This window comes from Curtobacterium sp. MCPF17_031 (genome assembly GCF_003234035.1).
Lineage (GTDB): Bacteria > Actinomycetota > Actinomycetes > Actinomycetales > Microbacteriaceae > Curtobacterium.
This window is the reverse complement of the sequence record NZ_QKSG01000001.1, coordinates 222,113-242,465: the sequence shown is the minus strand read 5'-3', so window position 1 is coordinate 242,465 and position 20,353 is coordinate 222,113. Positions and strand designations below refer to the sequence as shown.

22 protein-coding genes are annotated in these 20,353 nt (G+C 69.9%); 14 read left to right on the top strand and 8 right to left on the bottom strand.

Annotated features, from left to right (window positions below):
* The first annotated feature begins 8 nt into the window (after positions 1 to 8).
* Positions 9 to 1,592: an apolipoprotein N-acyltransferase gene (gene lnt, locus DEJ31_RS01210; RefSeq protein ID WP_258366065.1), complete on the top strand. Its 1,584-nt coding sequence runs from the start codon at positions 9 to 11 to the stop codon at positions 1,590 to 1,592.
* A 121-nt stretch (positions 1,593 to 1,713) separates the two neighbouring features.
* Positions 1,714 to 2,064 carry an RNA polymerase-binding protein RbpA gene (locus tag DEJ31_RS01205; RefSeq protein ID WP_110902283.1) on the top strand — a complete coding sequence of 117 codons (351 nt, stop codon included), beginning with the start codon at positions 1,714 to 1,716 and terminating at the stop codon, positions 2,062 to 2,064.
* A gap of 85 nt (positions 2,065 to 2,149) precedes the next feature.
* Here DEJ31_RS01205 and DEJ31_RS01200 read toward each other — a convergent pair whose 3' ends face one another.
* Positions 2,150 to 3,313 carry an SPFH domain-containing protein gene (locus DEJ31_RS01200; protein WP_111121025.1) on the bottom strand — a complete coding sequence of 388 codons (1,164 nt, stop codon included), beginning with the start codon at positions 3,311 to 3,313 and terminating at the stop codon, positions 2,150 to 2,152.
* Complete coding sequence (locus DEJ31_RS01195) at positions 3,310 to 3,783, bottom strand: NfeD family protein (RefSeq protein WP_258366064.1); 474 nt, start codon at positions 3,781 to 3,783, stop codon at positions 3,310 to 3,312. Before DEJ31_RS01195 ends, DEJ31_RS01200 begins: the two co-directional genes overlap by 4 nt.
* 175 nt (positions 3,784 to 3,958) lie before the next feature.
* On the opposite strand from DEJ31_RS01195, the gene DEJ31_RS01190 reads away from it, so the two are divergent.
* The 3 genes from DEJ31_RS01190 (at position 3,959) to DEJ31_RS17035 (ending at position 5,453) form a co-directional block, all read left to right on the top strand.
* Positions 3,959 to 4,720 carry an SDR family oxidoreductase gene (locus DEJ31_RS01190; protein WP_110902285.1) on the top strand — a complete coding sequence of 254 codons (762 nt, stop codon included), beginning with the start codon at positions 3,959 to 3,961 and terminating at the stop codon, positions 4,718 to 4,720.
* 4 nt (positions 4,721 to 4,724) lie between these two features.
* Positions 4,725 to 5,177 (top strand): NUDIX hydrolase, encoded by a 453-nt coding sequence (locus tag DEJ31_RS01185; protein WP_111044139.1) that lies wholly within the window; start codon positions 4,725 to 4,727, stop codon positions 5,175 to 5,177.
* A gap of 114 nt (positions 5,178 to 5,291) precedes the next feature.
* A complete protein-coding gene (locus tag DEJ31_RS17035; protein ID WP_181421453.1) occupies positions 5,292 to 5,453 on the top strand; it encodes a hypothetical protein in 162 nt (53 codons plus the stop codon).
* 44 nt (positions 5,454 to 5,497) lie between these two features.
* On the opposite strand, the gene DEJ31_RS01175 is transcribed toward DEJ31_RS17035, so the two are convergent.
* Positions 5,498 to 5,968, bottom strand: a complete 471-nt coding sequence (locus DEJ31_RS01175) for an arsenate reductase ArsC (protein ID WP_111044140.1) — start codon at positions 5,966 to 5,968, stop codon at positions 5,498 to 5,500.
* A 273-nt stretch (positions 5,969 to 6,241) separates the two neighbouring features.
* Between DEJ31_RS01175 and DEJ31_RS01170 the strand changes: the two genes are divergently transcribed.
* Positions 6,242 to 6,544, top strand: coding sequence for a pentapeptide repeat-containing protein (locus DEJ31_RS01170; protein WP_111044141.1), 303 nt, complete (start codon positions 6,242 to 6,244; stop codon positions 6,542 to 6,544).
* Between the two features lie 131 nt (positions 6,545 to 6,675).
* On the opposite strand, the gene DEJ31_RS01165 is transcribed toward DEJ31_RS01170, so the two are convergent.
* The gene (locus DEJ31_RS01165) at positions 6,676 to 7,356 is read right to left on the bottom strand and encodes an SDR family NAD(P)-dependent oxidoreductase (protein WP_110902290.1); all 681 of its coding nucleotides are present in this window, start codon (positions 7,354 to 7,356) and stop codon (positions 6,676 to 6,678) included.
* Here DEJ31_RS01165 and DEJ31_RS01160 point away from each other — a divergent pair.
* A complete protein-coding gene (locus DEJ31_RS01160) occupies positions 7,355 to 8,299 on the top strand; it encodes a helix-turn-helix domain-containing protein (protein WP_375537604.1) in 945 nt (314 codons plus the stop codon). The two genes, DEJ31_RS01165 and DEJ31_RS01160, sit on opposite strands and share 2 nt — an antisense overlap.
* Before the next feature lie 83 nt (positions 8,300 to 8,382).
* On the opposite strand, the gene dhaM is transcribed toward DEJ31_RS01160, so the two are convergent.
* From dhaM to dhaK, 3 genes are all read right to left on the bottom strand, one after another.
* Entirely contained in the window at positions 8,383 to 9,108 is a 726-nt protein-coding gene (dhaM, locus tag DEJ31_RS01155) for a dihydroxyacetone kinase phosphoryl donor subunit DhaM (protein WP_111121024.1), read from the bottom strand.
* On the bottom strand, positions 9,105 to 9,731 hold the full coding sequence (gene dhaL, locus DEJ31_RS01150; protein ID WP_111121023.1) for a dihydroxyacetone kinase subunit DhaL: 627 nt from the start codon (positions 9,729 to 9,731) through the stop codon (positions 9,105 to 9,107). The genes dhaM and dhaL overlap by 4 nt, the downstream gene beginning before the upstream one ends.
* Before the next feature lie 62 nt (positions 9,732 to 9,793).
* Positions 9,794 to 10,795 (bottom strand): dihydroxyacetone kinase subunit DhaK, encoded by a 1,002-nt coding sequence (gene dhaK / locus DEJ31_RS01145; protein ID WP_111121022.1) that lies wholly within the window; start codon positions 10,793 to 10,795, stop codon positions 9,794 to 9,796.
* A gap of 419 nt (positions 10,796 to 11,214) precedes the next feature.
* Between dhaK and DEJ31_RS01140 the strand changes: the two genes are divergently transcribed.
* Entirely contained in the window at positions 11,215 to 11,889 is a 675-nt protein-coding gene (locus DEJ31_RS01140) for an MIP/aquaporin family protein (protein WP_375334544.1), read from the top strand.
* A gap of 172 nt (positions 11,890 to 12,061) precedes the next feature.
* Positions 12,062 to 13,573 carry a glycerol kinase GlpK gene (glpK, locus tag DEJ31_RS01135; RefSeq protein WP_111121021.1) on the top strand — a complete coding sequence of 504 codons (1,512 nt, stop codon included), beginning with the start codon at positions 12,062 to 12,064 and terminating at the stop codon, positions 13,571 to 13,573.
* A 154-nt stretch (positions 13,574 to 13,727) separates the two neighbouring features.
* Here glpK and trpD read toward each other — a convergent pair whose 3' ends face one another.
* Positions 13,728 to 14,792, bottom strand: coding sequence for an anthranilate phosphoribosyltransferase (gene trpD, locus DEJ31_RS01130; protein WP_110902296.1), 1,065 nt, complete (start codon positions 14,790 to 14,792; stop codon positions 13,728 to 13,730).
* A 70-nt stretch (positions 14,793 to 14,862) separates the two neighbouring features.
* Here trpD and DEJ31_RS01125 point away from each other — a divergent pair, with 70 nt between their 5' ends.
* From DEJ31_RS01125 to DEJ31_RS01105, 5 genes are all read left to right on the top strand, one after another.
* A complete protein-coding gene (locus DEJ31_RS01125) occupies positions 14,863 to 15,501 on the top strand; it encodes a heme-copper oxidase subunit III (RefSeq protein WP_110902297.1) in 639 nt (212 codons plus the stop codon).
* Between the two features lie 20 nt (positions 15,502 to 15,521).
* Positions 15,522 to 16,337 carry a cytochrome c gene (locus tag DEJ31_RS01120; RefSeq protein WP_110902298.1) on the top strand — a complete coding sequence of 272 codons (816 nt, stop codon included), beginning with the start codon at positions 15,522 to 15,524 and terminating at the stop codon, positions 16,335 to 16,337.
* Between the two features lie 33 nt (positions 16,338 to 16,370).
* On the top strand, positions 16,371 to 17,438 hold the full coding sequence (locus DEJ31_RS01115; RefSeq protein WP_110902299.1) for a ubiquinol-cytochrome c reductase iron-sulfur subunit: 1,068 nt from the start codon (positions 16,371 to 16,373) through the stop codon (positions 17,436 to 17,438).
* Positions 17,435 to 19,126, top strand: a complete 1,692-nt coding sequence (locus DEJ31_RS01110; protein ID WP_111044144.1) for a cytochrome bc complex cytochrome b subunit — start codon at positions 17,435 to 17,437, stop codon at positions 19,124 to 19,126. The genes DEJ31_RS01115 and DEJ31_RS01110 overlap by 4 nt, the downstream gene beginning before the upstream one ends.
* Before the next feature lie 190 nt (positions 19,127 to 19,316).
* On the top strand, positions 19,317 to 20,276 hold the full coding sequence (locus DEJ31_RS01105; RefSeq protein WP_111044145.1) for a phosphodiesterase: 960 nt from the start codon (positions 19,317 to 19,319) through the stop codon (positions 20,274 to 20,276).
* Positions 20,277 to 20,353 lie beyond the last annotated feature (77 nt).

Below are 20,353 nucleotides of genomic sequence, written 5' to 3'. Positions count from 1 at the left end.
CGGTCCCCGTGACAGCCGTGCGCCCGGCACATGCGGACGTCCGCCGTGCGACCCGGACGACGACGCCCGTCGTCGCGGAGTCGACGTCGGTGTTCGCGGCGCTGCCGCTCGGCCAGGCGCTGCCGCTGTCGGTGATCGGGGGGCTCCTCTTCGCCCTGTCGTTCCCGTCGCCCGGCTGGTGGTTCCTGGCCTACCCGGCCGTGGCGTGCCTCCTGCTCGCGGCGATGGGACAGCGCGCTCGTCGGGCGGCCTGGCTCGGACTGCTCGCCGGAGCGACGTTCTGGGTGCCCGCGATCTCGTGGGCGGGCCGCTACCTCGGACCGGTGCCCTGGTTCGCGCTGGCGCTGCTCGAGGCGGCGCTCTTCGCCGTCGGCACGGTGGCGATCGCACTGGCCTACCGCTGGGTCGCGCGCGTGGTGCCCTCGACCGCCGGGCGGGTGTGGGGCCTCCCGGCAGTGGTGGCAGCGCTCTGGACCGGACGCGAGTGGTTCTCGGGCAGCTGGCCGTACGGCGGCTTCGCGTGGGGACGCGTCGGTCTGTCGCAGTCGCAGGGTCCGTTCACACACCTCGCCGCGTACGTCGGCGTGCTCGGACTGAGCTTCGTCGTCGTGTACTGCGTCGCCGTGGTGGTCTCGCTCGGACTGGTCGGCGGTGTCCGGCTGCCGATGCGGATCGCGACGGCGGGACTGCTCGTGGCCGCGGTGCTGGCCGTGCCCGCGTGGCCGACGGCCGTCGACGGGACAGTGCGCGTCGAGTCCGTGCAGGGCAACGGCCCCGCGGGGTACTTCGACCGCGCGCAGCCGGGTGACGTGTTGCGGTCACAGGTCGCCGCGACCGACGTCGACGCCCGGGGCGTGGACCTGGTCGTCTGGCCCGAGGCGGCCGCCGAGTACGACCCGCGCCGGGAACCGGTCATCGCCGGGGCCCTGGACGCGGTCGTGCAGAGCGTCGGCGCACCCCTCGTCGCCGGGGCCGTGACGCAGACGTCGTCGGGCGTGCTCCACAACACCTCGTTCGTCTGGGGCGCGGACGGCTGGCAGGCCTCCTACGACAAGAAGCGCCCGGTGCCGTTCGGCGAGTACGTGCCCGACCGTTGGTTCTACTCGAAGCTCGCGCCCTCGCTCATCGGCCTGCTGCAGCGCGACTACACACCCGGGACGAAGCCGAACGTGCTGCCGGTCGCCGGCATCCGTGCGGGTGTGATGATCTGCTTCGACGTCGTCGACGACGGACTGACCGCCGACCTGGCACGTGGGGGAGCGCAGGTCATCCTGGCGCAGACGAACAACGCGGACTTCGACGGGACCGACGAGAACCTGCAGCAGCTCGAGATCGCGCGGATGCGGGCCGTCGAGACCGGGCGCTCGCTCGTGAACACCTCGACCGTCGGGGCGTCGCAGGTGATCGACCCGGACGGGCGCACCATCGACCGGGTGCCCGCGTACACGGCGACCTCGATGGTGACCGACGTCCCGCTGGGCACCTCGACGACGCCCGCCACGGTCGCCTCCAGGGACGTCACGCTCGTGCTGTCACTCGGTGGACTGCTCGTGCTGCTGGCCTGCGCTCCTTGGCGACGCCGGCACCGCTGACGCCGTCCGACGGGTGCCCGTCGGATCCTGCGCACTGGGAAGCGACTGTGAATGCAGCGCCCTCGGAACGAAACCCGGGTGGTGTGGGTTGGACCGGGGGAACGAGCGAGAGGAGTCGGACATGGCTGATCGGAGTCTCCGAGGCATGCGGCTCGGGAGCCAGAGCCTCCAGAGCGAGGACGGTGTCGAGCTCTCCGAACGGAAGCGCGCCGTCTACCAGGCGGCATCGGGCGAGACCTTCGACGTGGTGTTCTCCGCCGACGCGGAGGTCCCGCCGGTGTGGTCGGACCCGCGAAGCGGCTGGGAAGGGCGTCTGCTCGGCGAGGACGGCAAGCCCGTCGACATCGCTGCAGAGGACGTCAAGGCACCGCGGACCCACTGGGACATGCTGCTCGAACGGCGCTCCCGCGAGGAGCTCGAGGAACTGCTGGAGGAACGTCTCCAGGTCCTCCGAGCCCGTCGCGGCGCCTAGACCAGAGCGGCGCAGCACCCGAACAAAGAACGGCCCGCCCCCCAGCAGGGGAGCGGGCCGTCGTCGTGTCCGGCGGCGGACGGGGTCAGTCGCGCGTCCGGTGGGTGCCGAACGCCGTGTCGGCCTCCTGGTCGGCGGCGGAGAGGCGCTCGTCCACGCTGCGGTCCGACTGGGCCAGGCGGTCGTCGAGCTCCGACGGCGGCACGATGTCCGCGACCGAGGCGTCGGCCGCGGGGGAGCCGGAGCGTCCGGCGCCGTCCCGCGCCTGGGTGTTCGCGAGGCTCTCGTCGGCGAGCTTCGAGATGCGGGACAGGAAGTCCGATCCGGCAGCGCCGCCGGCAGCCGACCCGCCGGAACCGGTCCGCTGGGCGCTGAAGCCCTTGGCGATGCCGGACAGCGCCTCGGTGAACTCGCTCGGGATCATCCACAGCTTGTTCGAGTTGCCCTCGGCGATCTTCGGGAGCATCTGCAGGTACTGGTACGACAGCAGCTTCTCGTCCGGGTCGCCCTGGTGGATGGCGTCGAACACCGTGGCGATGGCCTGCGCTTCACCCTCGGCCCGGAGGACCTGGGCCTTCGCATCACCTTCGGCACCGAGGATCGCGGCCTGCCGCTGCCCCTCGGCCTCGAGGATCTGCGACTGCTTGGTGCCCTCGGCCTGCAGGATCGCCGCACGACGGTTCCGCTCGGCGCGCAGCTGCTGTTCCATGGCGTCGACGATCGACACGGGCGGCTCGATGGCCTTCAGCTCCACGCGGCCGACGCGGATGCCCCACTTGCCGGTCGCTTCGTCGAGCACGACGCGGAGCTGGCCGTTGATGTTGTCGCGGCTGGTCAGCGCCTCTTCGAGGTTCAGACCACCGACGACGTTGCGCAGGGTGGTCGTGGTGAGCTGCTCGACGGCACCGAGGTAGTTCGCGATCTCGTACGTCGCCGCGCGGGCGTCGGTCACCTGGAAGTAGACGACCGTGTCGATCGAGACGACCAGGTTGTCCTCGGTGATGACCGGCTGCGGCGGGAACGAGACGACCTGTTCACGCATGTCGATGAGCGGGCGGAGCCGGTCGATGAACGGCACCAGCAGGTTCAGCCCGGGCGTGAGGGTCTTGTGGTACTTCCCGAGCCGTTCCACGACACCGGCCGTGGCCTGGGGAACGATCCGGATGGCCTTCGCGAGGACCGTGATCACGAAGATCACGATGACCACGATCAGGACGATGAGCACGATCGTCCCGGTGGAGAGCGTCATTGGGCTGCCTTCTGTTCGATGCGGACGACGGCGGTGGAACCTTCGATGGACTCGACGACCACGCGCGTGCCGAGCGGTGGCGTGCGGTCGACGGCGCCGGGTGCGAAGCGGGCACTCCAGGTCTCACCGTTGGCCAGGCGGACCTGGCCGGGGGCGGACGGCGTGAACGCGAGGGCGACCGTGCCGGCCATGCCGACCAGGCCCTCGACGCCGGTGCGGTGCGGGTCGGCACCACGGTTCAGCGCCTGGAGCACGCGGGGGCGGACGACGGCGAGCAGCAGCAGCGCGAGCACCGCGGCGATGATGGCGCTGAGCCACCACGGGGCGCCGAGCAGTGCGGCGATCAACCCGCCGGCGGCACCGGCCGCGAGCATGAGGAAGATGAAGTCGAGCGTGAAGACCTCGACCACTCCCAACACGAGCACCAGGGCGATCCACACGATCACCTGGGTCCATTCCGAGACGTTCACGCGATCTCCCTCCCCTTGCATCGCGCACGGCATCCGCAGCATCGCGACGTCCGGTCCTGTTGCGTCCAACGTATCAGCCACCACTGACGGGCCGACGTGGCGCGGGCCCCTTGCTAGGCTCGATGCCGCCCGGGACGACCAGGACCGGCGCCGCCCGACGACAGGAGTCACCACTGTGAGCAGCCCCCTCGCCCCCGGATCCCTCGACGGCACGCGCGCCCTCGTCACCGGGTCCTCTCGCGGCATCGGTGCGGACACGGTCGGGTACCTGGCCGAGGCCGGTGCGAAGGTCGTCGTCAACTACCGCAACAAGGCGCGTCGCGCCGAGCAGATCGTCGAGAAGGTCGCCGCCGCCGGGGGATCGGCCCTGGCACTGCAGGCCGACCTCACGGATCACGACTCCGTTCAGGCCATGGTCGACGCGGTCGTCGCCGAGTGGGGTGGCATCGACCTGCTCGTGCTCAACGCCTCCGGTGGCATGGAGTCCGGCATGGGCGAGGACTACGCGCTCCGCCTGAACCGCGACGCCCAGGTCGACATGCTCCAGACGGCCGTGCCGCACATGCCGTCGGGCTCCCGCGTGGTCTTCGTCACGAGCCACCAGGCGCACTTCGTCGAGACCGCCGAGACCATGCCCGAGTACGTCCCGGTCGCGAAGAGCAAGCGCGCCGGCGAGCTCGCCCTCCGCGAGCTCCTGCCCCAGCTCGAGGCCGCGGGCATCGAGTTCGTCACCGTCTCCGGCGACATGATCGAGGGCACCATCACGGCGACCCTGCTGAACCGGTTGAACCCGGGCGCGATCGAGGGTCGTCGGGACGCGGTCGGCAAGCTCTACAGCGTCTCCGAGTTCGCCGCCGAGATCGCCCTCGCCGCGGTCGAACCGATCCCTGCCGACCACACGAAGCTCGTCGGCGACGTCAGCTCCTTCACGGCCTGACACCGTGACCGCCGCACCCGGCCTGCGCCGGACCTCCCGCATCCTGTTGCTCGACCCGGCGGGCCGCGTGTTCCTGATGGACACGAAGGCACCGTCGTCCGACGGCGCACACCGGTGGATCACGCCCGGTGGCGGCGTCGACCCGGGGGAGTCCCACCGGGACGCGGCGATCCGCGAGCTCCGCGAGGAGACCGGCATCGACATCACCGACCCGGGCGAGCCGGTGTGGTCGTGGGACTTCACGGTCGGCTGGGACCAGGCCGACCACGACCGCGGGCACGCCGAGTTCTACGTGGTGCGGACCCCGGGGTTCGAGCTGTCGGATACGGGATGGACCGATGACGAACGGGTGGACATCCTGGCGTCGCGCTGGTGGACCGCCGACGAACTCGACGCGACGGACGAGTCGTACGAGCCCGCCGAGCTGCCGGACCTGGTGCGTCGCCACCGCGACTGATCGTCACCCTGTGGTCGGACGGGAGGCCCGTGGCCAGGCCGCCACGGTCCTCCCGTCCGTCGACCGTCACGGTCCCTGCGAGCAGTGACCGGTCTCCGGCGTAGCGTCGCGGCCATGACGTACAGCCAGCCGGATCCGGCAGAAGAGACCACGCAGGCAGAGCCCGAGCAGCCCGACACGGAGCAGTCGACCGTCGGCGAGCAGGGCGGGGAGCAGGCAGCCCTCGAGATCGACAGCTCGGACGTCCCGACCACGTCCGACGACTCGTCGAACTGACGCGAGCGCGCTCGCACACCACGCCGGACGCCTGGTGACGGCACTCAGACGAGTGTCGACACCAGGCGTTCGACGTGTCCGCGGACGTCGTCGCGGATCGGACGGACGGCCTCGAGCGGCAGGCCGGCCGGGTCGGTGAGCTCCCAGTCCTCGTACCGCTTGCCGGGGAAGACGGGGCAGGCGTCGCCGCAGCCCATGGTCACGACGACGTCGGCGTGACGGACGGCCTCGGTGGTGAGGACCGTCGGGGTCCGGCCCACGATGTCGATCCCGACCTCGTGCATGGCGGCCACCGCGACCTCGTTCACCCGGTCGGCGGGCTCGGAGCCGGCGGAGAAGACGTCGATGCGGTCACCGGCGATCGCGCGGAGGAAGCCCGCTGCCATCTGCGACCGGCCGGCGTTGTGCACGCAGACGAACAGGACGGCGGGGCGGGGGCCGTGCTGGTCGGGCTGGTCGTGCTGGTCGTGTTGGTCGCGAGGGTCGTGCTCGTCACGTTCGGGCGCTTCGGTCATACGTCCATCGTGCCGGACAAGCGACCGGTGAGACGCACGTACTCCGGGTGCTCCGGGTCGGGGTCCGACCGGCTGAGCCCGACCGCCGCTACGCCCGGAGCGCCGGTTCGTTCCCGGGCACCACGAACAGGGCCAGTTCCGCCAAGGCGCCGCACAACCGAAGCCGGCCGGAACCGTCGGATGCCGCGGTTCCGGTGGGCTTCCGTTGTGCGCAGCCGATGTGAGCCGTCCCGCACAGCCGTTCGGGCACCTCGAGCAGTGCGCCGATAATGCATATTATGTCAACTAGAAGGAGCGGGTGGGGCGGAGCGCCGCGGTCGATCAGGAGTCGACCTGCGGCAGGCGGACCTGCGCGGCGCGAGCCTCCGCGGTGCGCTCCTCATCGGCGCCGACCTCACCGGCGCGGACCTGCGCCGGTGCGAGTGCATCGGTGCGGACCTCCGTGACACCGACCTCTCCGGAGCCGACCTCCGCGGAGCCGTGTACCTGACGCAGATGCAGGTGAACGCCGCCCGCGGCGACGCGCGCACCCGCCTGGACGACGGGTTCCAGCGGCCGTCCCACTGGCCGTGCTGATGCCCTGACCGACGCCCTGACGGACGGGAGGCCCGTGGCGGTGTCGCCACGGGCCTCCCGTCCGTCAGTCGGCACGCCCGCCAGCCGGTCACGTCAGGACCGACCGGTCTCGTCAGCACCAGCAGGACACGTCAGTAGTCGACGCGCCCGTGCCGGTTGTGGAACTCCCCCGTCGGCCCGTCGGGGCCGAGGAGCGCGAGCATGACCGTGGCGTCGGTCCCCTCGGTCACCGTCTGGTGGCCGGAGTGCCCGTTGAAGTCCGTCGCGGTGTAGCCCGGGTCGCTGACGTTCACGCGGAACCCGGGCAGGTTCTTCGCGTACTGCACCGTGAGCGTGATCACCGCGGCCTTCGACGCCGCGTACGGGATGCTCGGCACGTGGAACTCGTCGTGGCCCGGCGTGCTGAGGAACCGCGGCCAGCCGACACCGGACGCGACGTTGACGATGACGGGGTTCTCCGAGGCGCGCAGCAGCGGCAGTGCCGCCTGCGTGACCCGGACGATGCCGGTGACGTTGGCGTCGAGGACGGACGCCATCGCCTCCGCCGTCAGGTCGTCCACGCCGAACGAGGTGCCCAGGACGCCGGCGTTGTTGACGAGCACGTCGAGCGCGGGGATCGAGGCGAGGGCATCATCGATGCTGGACTGGTCGGTGACGTCGAGGCGGACGACGGTGGCGCCGAGCTCACGCACGGCGTCGGCGTCCTCCGGGTTCCGGACGCCGGCGTAGACGGTGTGGCCGGCCTCGATGAGGCGGCGGGTGGTCTCGAGTCCGAGGCTGCGGTTCGCCCCGGTGATGAGTGTGGTGGTCATGGGGACCATCGTGCTCGCTCCGCGCGCCGTCCCCCAGGCCCCGCTCGACGTGCTGTCCCACGGACCCTGGGACTGGCAGTACCACGGTCCGCTGGCCGAAGCGCGCGAGGATGTGTGCATGAGCGAGTTCGCCGACGTCCTGCGGTCCTGGCGCGACCGGGTCACCCCAGCCGAGGTCGGCCTGCCCGCTGGCCCCGGACGACGCACCGCGGGCCTCCGACGTGAGGAACTGGCCGCCCTCGCCGGGGTCAGCGTCGACTACGTCGTGCGGCTCGAACAGGGCCGCGCGACGAACCCGTCACCGCAGCTGCTCGCCGCTCTGGCCACCGCGCTCCGCCTGACCGAGCAGGAGCGCGACCACCTGTTCCGCGTCGCCGGTGCCGCTCCCCCGACGCGCGGGCTCGTCCCCCGGCACATCACACCGGGAGTTCAGCGGATCGTCGACCGGTTGACGGACGTGCCACTCGCCGTCTTCACCGCCAGCCACGACCTGCTGTACCGCAACGACCTGTGGGCTGCAGCGACGGGGGACGGCGACCGGTGGCAGGGTCGTTCCGTGAACCTCGTCTGGCAGTTCTTCACCGACGGGCACGCCGGCGTGGAGTTCGACGACGACCACGCCGAGGCGTTCGCGTCCGACCTCGCCGCCGACCTCCGCACTGCCTTCGGCCGCTACCCGGACGACCGGCGCCTCGCCGAGCTGGTGCGGGACCTGCGGTCGGCGAGTCCCGAGTTCGAACGGCGCTGGGGCGAGGCGCGGATCGCCGAGCACCGGACCAGCCGGAAGACCCTGCAGACCCCGGTCGGCCCGATCGAGGTCGACTGCGACACCCTCTCCGTGCCGGGCAGCGACCTGCGGATCGTCGTCTACACCGTGGTGCCCGGCAGTGACGACGCCTCGCGACTCGACCTGCTTCGGGTCACGGGCCTCCAGCGCGTCTGACCTCCCGCGGGACGCAACGTCGGCGGCCCCGCGCGAGCAGTACCGCTGCGAGGATCCTCCGACGGTGCGTGTTGCGGGAGGGACTACTCACCGAAGCCGGAACGGACCAGGTCCGCCAGGGCGTCGACCGCGTCGCGGGCGTCGGGGCCGGACGCCTCGATCGTCACCGTCGCGCCCTTCGGCAGCGCGAGCGCCATGATCGCGAGCAGGCTCTTCGCGTCGACCCCGTTCACCCGGACCGAGGCGTCGTGCTTCGCGGCCGTCTTCACGAACTCCGCAGCGGGACGGGCGTGCAGGCCCGACGCGTTGACGAGCTCGACGGTGGCGGTCACGTTGGTCCCGTCGGCCGCACCGGCGTCGGAGACGGGCGGCGTGCCTCCCGGGAGGCCCGTCGCCGCGTCGTCCGCACCGGCGCCGGTCCCGACCGTGGTCCCGGATGCGCTCGCAGCGGCCGCGAGGACCGCGTCGACGTCGCCCCCGGTCTGGGCGGCGACGGCCGCCGCGACGGTCCCCTCGACGAGCGGGGCGTCCGAGACGTGCACGCGGGCACGCAGCTCGTCGTCCAGGAAGTCGAGCGCCGTGTCCGTCGTCAGGTAGGCCGACCCGAGGTCGCACAGCACGACGACGCCGTCGGTCCCGGCGAGCTGTTCGATGCCGGCGGTGATCGCCTCGAACGAGGTGCCGATGCCGCCCTCCTCGGTCCCCCCGGCCGCGAGGAGTTGCACGTCGCCGGCCATCTGTCGTGCGATGTCCACCGTGCCCTGCGCGACGGCGGCGCTGTGCGAGACGACCAGGATGCCGACGCTCATGCCGCGTCCACGGCGGCACGGAGGACGTAGGCGCTCGACTGGGCGCCGGGGTCACGGTGCCCGACCGCGCGGTCGCCGAGGTAGCTCGCGCGGCCCTTCCGGGCGACCAGCTCGTCGGTCGATTCGGCACCGTTCGCTGCGGCGTCGGCCGCGGCCGCGAGCACCCGTTGCGGGGTCTCCCCCGCGGCGGCGGCTGCGGCTGCGGCGTCGACGGCCGGCGTCCACGCGTCGATCATCGTCTTGTCGCCGACCTCGGCCTTGCCGCGGGAGACGACGCCGTCGCGGGCGGCGGTCAAGACGGCGACCAGCGTGTCGGCGTCGAGCTCGGCGGCGTCGCCTGCTGCCTGGGCCGCCTTGAGGTACGCCGTACCGAACAGCGGACCGGCCGCGCCGCCCACGGTGGAGATGAGCTTCGTCGCGACGAGCTTGAACACCGCACCCGGGGTCTCGAGATCCGCGTCGTCGAGCGCGACGACCACCGCGCGGAACCCCCGGTCGAGGTTCTCACCGTGGTCGCCGTCGCCGATCTCGCGGTCGAGCGTGATCAGCTCCGCCCGGTGCTCGTCGATGGTGGCGGCGGTGCGGCGGACCCAGTCGATGGCCCAGGCGGTGTCGAGCGACAAGGTGTGTCCCTTCGTGCGGCCGACCGGGGGGTCGGCGTCGTGAGCGGAGTCGTCGTGCGGTGTCAGCGTCCCCAGCGGAGCGACGGCGTCTCCACCGGCGCGTCCCAGAGTGCCGTGAGGTCCTCGTCGAGCACCGTGACGGTCAGCGAGAACCCCTGCATCTCGAGGGAGGTGACGTAGTTGCCGACCAGGCTACGCGCGACGGTGTAGCCGCGGTCCGAGAGGACCTCGGCGGCCCGTCGGTAGGCGATGTAGAGCTCGGACTGCGGCGTCCCGCCCATACCGTTGACGAGCAGGAGCAGTTGCGCCCCGGCCGGTGCGTGCAGGTCGGTCAGGATCGGCTCGAGCACCCGGTCGACCAGTTCGTCGGCCGGTGCCATCGGGATCCGCTCCCGACCGGGCTCGCCGTGGATGCCGATGCCCAGCTCGGCTTCGTCGTCGGCCAGCGTGAAGGACGGCTCCCCGGCGTGCGGGACGGTGCCGGAGGCCAGCGCGAGCCCCATGGACCGCGTCACCTCGTTGACGTGGCGGGCCACGGCCGCGACGGCGTCCAGGTCGTCGCCACGTTCGGCGGCGGCACCCGCGCACTTCTCCACCACGACGGTGCCGGCGACCCCGCGACGACCGGCGGTGAAGAGCGAGTCCTGCACGGCGACGTCGTCGTCCACCACGACGCTCTCGACCCGGACGTCGTCCATCCCGGCGAGTTCGGCGGCGGTCTCGAAGTTCAGGACGTCCCCGGTGTAGTTCTTCACGATGTGGAGGACGCCCGCTCCCCCGTCGACGGCCTTGGTGGCGGCCACGATCGGGTCGGGCGTCGGGCTGGTGAACACGGGGCCCGGGACGGCGGCGTCGAGCATGCCGTGCCCGACGAATCCGGCGTGCAGGGGCTCGTGTCCGCTGCCGCCACCACTCACGATGCCGACCTTGCCCGACACCGGGGCGTCACGGCGGTACAGGTGGACCGGGTCCTCGACGAGCACGACGTGCTCGGCGTGGGCGAGGGCGAACCCCCGGACGGTCTCGATGACGACGTCCTGCGGGTCGTTGATGAGCTTCTTCATGCTGCGCCTCCGGGAGTGTGACGAGGTCGTGCCACGGGTACGACACGGATGTCCGGCACGGGTCCATCGCCTGCACACCGCCGACGTCGTCCGGAGTTCGGCTCACTGTACCGCCGTGAGGTGTCCTCACCAGGGGCAGTTGCGGGCACGTGTGCCGCCGTTGTGCACGTTCGTGCACCGGCCCTACCCTCCTACCCGGTCGCCGCGACTCTCGGCATCCAGGACCCGTGCACGTCCGTTCACTTTCGCGGGATTGCGGTTCGAGTCCATCGCCCTCCGGAAATTCCCAGCACTATGCTCGGGCTCAATCACTCGACGGGGAGTGCCGGTGCTCAGCCGGGGCCCCCGACCACAGCAAATCGGAGGTACCGGTGGACGACATCGGCGTCAAATTCCTGTCTGAGCTCGTCGGCACGGCGATGCTCATCATCCTGGGTGGCGGCGTGGTCGCCGCGGTCTCGCTCACGAAGTCCAAGGGCTTCGGCGCAGGCTTCCTCATGGTCACGATCGGTTGGGGCTTCGCGGTCTTCGCCGGCGTCACCGTGTCGTACAAGTCCGGTGGACAGCTGAACCCGGCGGTCAGCCTCGCGCAGGCCATCATCGGCAACATCTCGGTCGGCGAGATGTTCCTCTTCTGGCTCGCGCAGCTCATCGGCGCGATCATCGGTGCCGTCATCGTCTGGCTCGCCTACAAGCAGCACTTCGACGAGGAGCCCGACGCCGCGGCGAAGCTCGGCGTCTTCTCCACCGGCCCCGCGATCCGCAACTACGGGTGGAACCTGGTGACCGAGATCATCGGCACCTTCGTCCTCGTGTTCGTGGTCCTCGCCTTCACGAACGGCAAGACCCCGTCCGAACTCGGCGCCATCCCGGTCGCGTTCCTCGTGATCGCGATCGGTGTCTCGCTCGGTGGCCCCACCGGCTACGCGATCAACCCGGCACGTGACCTCGGCCCGCGCATCGCGCACGCCCTCCTGCCGATCAAGGGCAAGGGCACCAGCGACTGGTCCTACGCCTGGGTCCCGGTCGTCGGCCCGCTCGTCGGTGGCGCACTCGCCGCGATCCTCTCCGGCGCGCTGCTCCCGATGGCGTAGTCACCGGACCACCAGCACCTCTGCACCACCGACGCGGCCGCCACGCTGCACCTCCCTCGTGGCGGCCGCGTCCCACCACCCGCGCGGCCGCCCCGCGCTGCACCACCCGAACCCCCGCGGCCGGGTCGACCCGTCCCGACCGCAGCACCGAACACCGTCGTAAGGAGCACCAATGGCTGACTACATCGTCGCCATCGACCAGGGCACGACCAGCACGCGAGCGATCGTCTTCGACCACTCCGGGTCGATCGTCTCCGTCGGTCAGAAGGAACACGAGCAGATCTTCCCGCGCGCCGGTTGGGTCGAGCACGACCCGGCGGAGATCTGGGACAACACCCGTGAGGTCATCGGCCAGGCCCTGTCCCGTGCCGACATCACCCGCCACGACGTCGCAGCGGTCGGCATCACGAACCAGCGCGAGACCGCGGTCGTGTGGGACCGCACCACCGGCAAGGCGGTCTACAACGCCATCGTCTGGCAGGACACCCGCACCCAGTCCATCGTCGACAAGCTCGCCGACGGTGACACCGACCGCTACAAGGCCATCGTCGGCCTGCCCCTGGCGACGTACTTCTCCGGCACGAAGATCGCCTGGATCCTCGAGAACGTCGAGGGTGCCCGTGCGAAGGCCGAGGCCGGCGACCTGCTCTTCGGCACCACCGACACCTGGGTCCTCTGGAACCTGACCGGTGGCACGGACGGCGGCGTCCACAAGACCGACGTCACGAACGCCTCGCGCACCCTGTTCATGGACCTCGAGACGCTGCAGTGGCGCGACGACATCCTCGCTGACTTCGGTGTGCCCAAGTCGATGCTCCCGGAGATCGTCAGCTCCTCCGAGGTCTACGGCCAAGTCGAGTCCTCGAGCCTCCTCCGCGAGGTCCCGATCGCCGGCATCCTGGGTGACCAGCAGGCGGCGACCTTCGGCCAGGCGGCGTTCGACCAGGGCGAGTCGAAGAACACCTACGGCACCGGTAACTTCCTCATCTTCAACACGGGCACGGACATCGTCCGCTCGGAGAACGGGCTGCTCACCACCGTCGGGTACAAGCTCGGCGACCAGGAGACGCACTACGCGCTCGAGGGTTCCATCGCCGTCACCGGCTCGCTCATCCAGTGGCTCCGCGACAACCTCGGCATCATCGGCAGCGCGCCCGAGGTCGAGACCCTCGCCACCACGGTCGAGGACAACGGCGGCGTCTACTTCGTCCCGGCCTTCTCGGGGCTCTTCGCGCCGTACTGGCGTCCGGACGCCCGCGGCGCGCTCGTCGGCCTCACCCGGTACGTCAACAAGGGGCACATCGCCCGTGCGGCCCTCGAGGCGACGGCACTCCAGACCCGCGAGGTCCTGGACGCCGTCAACGCCGACTCCGGCGTCGAGCTCACGGAGCTCAAGGTCGACGGCGGCATGACCGCCAACGACGCGCTCATGCAGTTCCAGGCCGACATCCTCGACGTCCCCGTGGTCCGCCCGGTGGTCGCCGAGACCACGGCGCTCGGCGCCGCCTACGCCGCCGGCCTGGCCGTCGGGTTCTGGGCCAACCTCGACGAGCTCCGCGCCAACTGGCAGGAGGACAAGCGCTGGGAGCCCCAGCTCGACGCCGCCGAGCGTGAGCGCACCCTCCGCCTCTGGAAGAAGGCCGTCACGAAGACCTTCGACTGGGTCGACGAGGACGTCCGCTGACGCGGGTCGCCTGACCGCTCCAGACGGGAGGCCGTACCGGTTCCGCAGAACCGGTACGGGCCTCCCGTCGTTGCGTGTGCGTGCGTGTGCGCCTCCTGCCGAGACGCCTCGGCGTCTCGGGTACTCGGCGGCGTCCCGCGTCGGCGCCGGCGTCTCAGGCCGGGCCGGAGGCGGGGGCCACGCCGACCCACTCGTCCAGTTTGCGCGTGGCGGCGCCGGAGTCGATCGAACCCGACGCGACGACCAGCTGCTCGCGGAAGCGCTGCAGGATCGGACGGTCGGCCTCGGTCGGGTCCTGCGCGAGACGGAAGGACACCAGGCCGGCCGCCGCGTTCAGCAGGACGATGTCGCGCACCGGTCCGGTCTCGCCGGCCAGCACCGTCCGGACGATCGCCGCGTTCTCCGCCGGCTCGCCGCCGAGCAGGTCCTCGATCCGGGCGCGGGCGATGCCCAGGTCGCGCGGGTCCAGGTCGTGCTCGGTGATCCGCCCGCCGGACACCTCCCAGATGTGGCTGTGGCCGGTGGTGGTGAGTTCGTCGAGTCCGTCGTCGCCGCGGAACACGAGCGCGGTCGCACCCCGGGTCTGGAACACGCCGGTGATGATCGGCACGAGTTCGAGCTGCGCCACGCCCACGGCGTTCGCCTCGCAGCGCGCCGGGTTGACCAGCGGGCCGAGGAAGTTGAACACCGTCGGTACGCCGATCTCGCGGCGTACCGGGCCTGCGTGGGCGAATCCGGGGTGGAACGCGCTGGCGAACGCGAAGGTCAGACCGACACGCCGGAACGTCTCGGCGACACGCGCGGCGTCCATCGTGAGGTCGAGGCCGAGGGCGGCGAGCACGTCACTCGACCCGGACTTGGACGAGCTCGCCCGGTTGCCGTGCTTGACGACGGGCACACCCGCCGCGGCGATGACGATCGCGGCCATGGTCGAGATGTTGACGGTGCCGACGACGTCCCCGCCCGTCCCGACGATGTCGAGGGCCATCGGGTCGACGTCGAGCGGCACGGCGGCGTCGAGGATCGCGTCCCGGAAACCGACGACCTCGTCGACCGTCTCGCCCTTCGCGCGGAGGGCCACGGCGAAGGCGGCGATCTGGGCGGAGGTCGCCTTGCCCTGCACGATCTGCTCCATGGCCCATGTGGACTGCCTGATCGAGAGGTCCTCGCGCGCCATGAGCGCGCTGATCACCGAGGGCCAGGAGAGTGCGTCAGACATGGCTCGATCGTACTGATTCTGGAGGACCCGCCAGTTGCCTGCGAAAACACTGTCGGGGGTTTCCGCCATAATGGAAGACGTGACAAGCACCCCTCTCTCCAGATCCGTCAGCGGTCCGGTCCTGAACAGGCCGAACCCCGTTGCCGTGGGGACGATCGTGTGGCTGGGCAGCGAGGTCATGTTCTTCGCCGGCCTGTTCGCGATCTACTTCACGCTGCGAAGCACCTCCCCCGAGCTCTGGGCAACCGAGAGCGCCAAGCTCGAGGTGCCGTTCGCATCGGTGAACACCATCGTCCTGGTGCTGTCGAGCTTCGCCTGCCAGTTCGCGGTCTTCGCCGCCGAGCGGTTCCAGGTGCACCGGACCAGCTGGAACCCCAAGGACTGGGGCATGACGGAGTGGTTCTTCGTCACCTACTGCATGGGCGCGATCTTCGTCTGTGGGCAGATCTTCGAGTACGCCAACCTCTGGCACGAGGGCATGACGCTCTCCTCGAGCGCCTACGGCTCCGCGTTCTACATGACCACCGGCTTCCACGGTCTGCACGTGACCGGCGGTCTCATCGCCTTCCTCCTCACGCTCGGGCGTGGGTTCGCCGCGAAGAACTTCGGGCACAAGGAAGCCACCACCGCGATCGTGGTGTCGTACTACTGGCACTTCGTCGACGTCGTGTGGATCGGTCTCTTCGCCGTCATCTACCTCCTCAAGTGAGAATCAGGCAGCCCCACAGCATGTTCAACACATCGAAGAAGAACAAGAAGGGCCGTCGCTCGCCCCTGGCGACCGTGTCCCTGCTCGCCGTCGCCCTCATGACGACCGGTGGTGCGTACGCACTGTTCAGCACGTCGGCCAACGCCGACGACAGCACCAACACCACGCTTGCCGCATCCAGCCAGTCCCAGGTCAACGAGGGTCAGAAGCTCTTCGCGTCGAACTGCGCCACGTGCCACGGGCTGTCGGCACAGGGCACCAGCGAAGGCCCGTCCCTCATCGGTGTCGGCTCGGCAGCGGTCGACTTCCAGGTCGGGACCGGCCGCATGCCGCTCGCCGCCCAGGGCCCGCAGGGTGAAGAGAAGCCCGAGCAGTTCACGGACCAGCAGGTCGACGCCATGGCGGCCTACGTCGCCTCCCTCGGCCCGGGCCCGTCGGTCCCGTCGTCGAAGCTCACCGACGGCGCAGAGGGTGACGCTGCCGAAGGTGCCGAGCTCTTCCGCATCAACTGCGCGATGTGCCACAACGTCGCCGGTGCCGGTGGCGCGCTGACCGAGGGCAAGTACGCACCGAACCTGCGCGACGTGTCCGGCAAGCACATCTACGAGGCGATGCTCACCGGCCCGCAGAACATGCCGGTGTTCAACGACCTGAACCTGACCCCGGACCAGAAGGCCGACGTCATCACGTACCTGAAGTACGTGCAGGACAACAAGTCTCCCGGCGGTTTCGCCCTGGGAGACCTCGGCCCGGTCGCCGAGGGTCTGTTCATCTGGATCTTCGGACTCGGCGCGGTCGTCGCGATGACCGTCTGGCTGACCGCGAAGACCAACTGATCGTCCGTGTCGCACGACACTGAAGGGAACACCATGGCAGAGCACGACGACGAGGCACTGAACTCGTCCTCGGCTGTCGAGAGGCACGACGCGAACCAGCCGGTCGGGACCGCGGTCCTGCCGCACGACCCGTTCGAGAACCCGGGTGAGCCGCCGCACCGTGGCCGCCGTACGGACGTCGACCCGAAGAAGCAGCGTCTGGCCGAGCGCCAGGTCGCCACGTTCTTCTACGTGTCGATCGTCGCGAGCGTCCTTTCGATCGCGGCGTACATCGCCTTCCCGATCGACTCCGACGACTTCGGCTCGGTCCGCACCGCGAACCTCTTCCTCGGGCTCGCCATCACGCTCGCCCTGCTCGCGCTGGGCATCGGTGCCGTCTACTGGTCGAAGACGCTCGTCTCGGACCGCGAGATCACCGAGATGCGCCACACCACGCGCGGCTCCGACGCGACCCGCGCCAAGGCGGTCGAAGCGTTCCAGCTCGCCGACAAGGAGTCCGGGTTCAGCCGTCGCAAGCTGATCCGGAACTCACTCATCGGTGCCCTGGTGGCCTTCCCCCTGCCCGGCATCGTCCTGGTGCGCGACCTCGCGCCGAAGGAAGACCCGAACGAGCTGCTCCGTCACACCTTCTGGAAGTCGGGCCTCCGCCTCACCAAGGACCCGACGGGTCTGCCGATCAAGGCGTCCGATGTCACCATCGGTTCGGTCTTCCACGTCATCCCCGAGGGCATGCTCGACTCCGAGCACATGCTCGAAGAGAAGGCCAAGGCGGCAGTCCTGCTGATGCGCCTGGACCCGAAGGACCTCAACCCGGCCAAGGGCCACGAGAACTGGGGCTACGACGGCATCGTCGCCTACTCCAAGATCTGCACCCACGTCGGATGCCCGGTCGCGCTCTACGAGCAGCAGACGCACCACTTGCTGTGCCCGTGCCACCAGTCCACCTTCGATGTCTCGAACAACTGCGAGGTCATCTTCGGGCCGGCGGCCCGCCCCCTTCCCCAACTTCCGATCTCGGTCGATGACGACGGCTACCTGGTCGCACAGAGCGACTTCCACGAGCCGGTCGGCCCGTCCTTCTGGGAGCGTGCCCGCTCATGAGCAGCACAACGACCACCACCCCCACCACCGAGTCGGCGAACAAGCCGGCTCCTGACCGTGGTTCGCGCCTGATCAACTACACCGCGAACTACATCGACGAGCGCACGAGCATCTCCGGACTGGTGAAGGAGGTCGGTCGCAAGATCTTCCCCGACCACTGGAGCTTCATGCTCGGTGAGGTGGCGCTCTACAGCTTCGTCGTCGTCCTGCTCTCCGGGACCTTCCTGACGTTCTTCTTCCAGGCGTCGATGACCGAGGTCGTCTACAACGGTCCCTACGTCCCGCTCAAGGGCGTCGAGATGTCGGCCGCTCTGCAGTCCACGCTCAACATCTCCTTCGAGATCCGCGGCGGCCTGTTCGTCCGACAGATCCACCACTGGGCGGCCCTGCTGTTCGTGGCCTCCGTCATGCTCCACATGGCGCGCGTCTTCTTCACCGGCGCGTTCCGCAAGCCGCGTGAGCTCAACTGGGTCTTCGGCTTCGTGCTCTGGGTCCTCGCCATGGCCGAGGGCTTCACCGGGTACTCGCTCCCCGACGACCTGCTGTCCGGCAACGGTCTGCGCATCATCGTCGGCATGATCGAGGGTGTGCCGGTCATCGGTGTCTGGATCGCCTACCTGCTCTTCGGCGGCGAGTTCCCCGGCACCGACATCGTCGGCCGTCTCTACACGCTGCACATCCTGCTGCTGCCGGCGATCCTCGTCGCAGTGCTCGGTGTCCACCTCGTGCTCGTCGTGATCAACAAGCACACCCAGTACGCGGGCCCGGGCAAGACCAACGACAACGTCGTGGGCGTCCCGATCCTGCCGGCGTTCGCCGCGAAGGCCGGTGGCTTCTTCTTCATCGTCGCAGGCATCCTCGCTGCCATCGCGTCGTTCTTCACGATCAACCCGATCTGGAACTACGGCCCGTACGACCCCTCCCCCGTGTCCGCCGGTACCCAGCCTGACTGGTACATCGGCTTCGCGGACGGTGCGCTCCGTCTGGTGCCACCGCACTGGGAGGTCAACTGGTTCAGCTACACGATCTCGTTCAACATCCTCGTTCCGATCGCGGTCCTCATGGGGCTCATCATCGCGATCTTCGTGTACCCCTTCATCGAGGCCTGGGTCACGGGAGACGAGCGCGAGCACCACATCGCCGACCGCCCGCGCAATGCCCCGACCCGGACCGCTCTCGGCGTCGCCGGCATCACGCTCTACGGTGCGCTGTTCACCGCGGCGTCGTCCGACCTCATCGCGACCCACTTCATGGTGTCGATCAACCACGTGATCCACGTGCTCCAGGCAACGACGGTCCTCGGTCCGTTCGTGGCCTTCTGGATCACCAAGCGTGTCTGCCTCGCACTGCAGAAGAAGGACCGCGAGATCGTCCTGCACGGGTACGAGTCGGGCCGCATCGTCCGACTGCCGCACGGTGAGTACATCGAGGTGCACGAGCAGCTCGACGAGTACGAGCGGTGGCGCCTGCTGGAGTTCAACGACTACAAGCCGCTGATGATCCGCCCGGACTCCCGTGGTCGCATCACCTCGTTGCAGAAGGCTCGTGCACGCGCCTCCCGCTTCTTCTTCGAAGACCGCATCGAGCCGGTGTCGAAGAACGAACTCGAAGCCGCACATGCGGCGCACCACGGTCCCGACCTCGAGGGGACCCACCAGGCGCCGCAGGTCGGTGCCGGCACGCACTAGTCTCCTCGGCAAGAACGCGAACACCCCTCGTCCACTTCGTGGTCGGGGGGTGTTCGCGTTCGCATCACCCCGCGGACATCGGACACGCCGCCCCGGTTCACGGGGCGTTCAGACGTGGGTGCTGGAATCGTCGAGGACGGTGTGGCACTGTGTTGCACCACGCACCCGCTGCCAACGGAAGAAGAGACCGATGGACGCCCGGACGGCCGAACACCCCAGGCCGAACCACTTCCTGCTCCACCTCAGCGACACCCACCTCATCGCCGGCGACGGCGCGCTCTACGGAGCCGTCGACTCCACCGCACGGCTCGGCCAGATCATCGCCGAGATCGAAGCCTCCGGAGCACGCCCCGAAGCGATCATCATCACGGGCGACGTCGCGGACAAGGGGGAACCAGGTGCCTACGTCAAGGTCCGAGACATCATCGAACCCGCCGCCGAACGCCTCGGCGCCCAGGTCATCTGGGCCATGGGCAACCACGACGAACGCGGCGCCTTCCGGCAAGAGCTCTTCGGCTTGCAGCCCACCGACCGTCCCGTCGACTTCGTCTACGACGTCAACGGTCTCCGCATCATCACCCTCGACACGAGCGTCCCCGGACACCACCACGGTGAGGTCTCCCCGGAACAGCTCGACTGGCTCGCCGAGGTCCTCTCCGAAGCAGCACCGCACGGCACGATCCTCGCGATGCACCACCCGCCCGTCCCGAGTGTCCAGGACCTCACCGTCCTCGTGGAGCTCCGCGACCAGCCGGCTCTCGCCGAAGTGGTCGAGGGCAGCGACATCCTGACCATCATCGCCGGGCACCTGCACTACTCGACGAGCGCCGTGTTCGCGGGCATCCCCGTTTCCGTCGCGAGCGCCACCTGCTACACGCAGGACCTCAACGAGTTCCAGGGCGGCACCCGTGGACGGGACGGCGCCCAGTCGTTCAACCTCATGCACGTCTACGGACACCAGGTCGTGCACTCGGTCGTCCCGATCGGCACCTACGCGACGGTCGGCGAACCCGTGTCCTCCGTCGAGGTCGAAGCGCGCCTCGCTGCTGCCGGGGTCGTCATCCCGACAGCCGTCGAGCCGGCGCCCGTCACGGCCTCCATGCCGGTGTTCACCCTCGACTCGGTACCGGTGTCCCCGATCCACCGGTGAGGGCGTGGGTGGGTGCCTGGAGGCCGTGCACGGAGCGGGCCCACGAGATTGCTGGGCCCCGGCCCCGTGCTCGCCCT

Bases quoted from the DNA above. Each gene is read 5' to 3' on its own strand.
- DEJ31_RS01205 (WP_110902283.1), top strand. From the start codon at position 1,714: ATGGCTGATCGGAGTCTCCGAGGCATGCGGCTCGGGAGCCAGAGCCTC.
- DEJ31_RS01200 (WP_111121025.1), bottom strand. From the start codon at position 3,313: ATGACGCTCTCCACCGGGACGATCGTGCTCATCGTCCTGATCGTGGTC.
- DEJ31_RS17035 (WP_181421453.1), top strand. From the start codon at position 5,292: ATGACGTACAGCCAGCCGGATCCGGCAGAAGAGACCACGCAGGCAGAG.
- DEJ31_RS01175 (WP_111044140.1), bottom strand. From the start codon at position 5,968: ATGACCGAAGCGCCCGAACGTGACGAGCACGACCCTCGCGACCAACAC.
- DEJ31_RS01160 (WP_375537604.1), top strand. From the start codon at position 7,355: ATGGGGACCATCGTGCTCGCTCCGCGCGCCGTCCCCCAGGCCCCGCTC.
- DEJ31_RS01165 (WP_110902290.1), bottom strand. From the start codon at position 7,356: ATGACCACCACACTCATCACCGGGGCGAACCGCAGCCTCGGACTCGAG.
- dhaM (WP_111121024.1), bottom strand. From the start codon at position 9,108: ATGAGCGTCGGCATCCTGGTCGTCTCGCACAGCGCCGCCGTCGCGCAG.
- dhaK (WP_111121022.1), bottom strand. From the start codon at position 10,795: ATGAAGAAGCTCATCAACGACCCGCAGGACGTCGTCATCGAGACCGTC.
- DEJ31_RS01140 (WP_375334544.1), top strand. From the start codon at position 11,215: ATGCTCATCATCCTGGGTGGCGGCGTGGTCGCCGCGGTCTCGCTCACG.
- glpK (WP_111121021.1), top strand. From the start codon at position 12,062: ATGGCTGACTACATCGTCGCCATCGACCAGGGCACGACCAGCACGCGA.
- trpD (WP_110902296.1), bottom strand. From the start codon at position 14,792: ATGTCTGACGCACTCTCCTGGCCCTCGGTGATCAGCGCGCTCATGGCG.
- DEJ31_RS01125 (WP_110902297.1), top strand. From the start codon at position 14,863: ATGGAAGACGTGACAAGCACCCCTCTCTCCAGATCCGTCAGCGGTCCG.
- DEJ31_RS01120 (WP_110902298.1), top strand. From the start codon at position 15,522: ATGTTCAACACATCGAAGAAGAACAAGAAGGGCCGTCGCTCGCCCCTG.
- DEJ31_RS01115 (WP_110902299.1), top strand. From the start codon at position 16,371: ATGGCAGAGCACGACGACGAGGCACTGAACTCGTCCTCGGCTGTCGAG.
- DEJ31_RS01110 (WP_111044144.1), top strand. From the start codon at position 17,435: ATGAGCAGCACAACGACCACCACCCCCACCACCGAGTCGGCGAACAAG.
- DEJ31_RS01105 (WP_111044145.1), top strand. From the start codon at position 19,317: ATGGACGCCCGGACGGCCGAACACCCCAGGCCGAACCACTTCCTGCTC.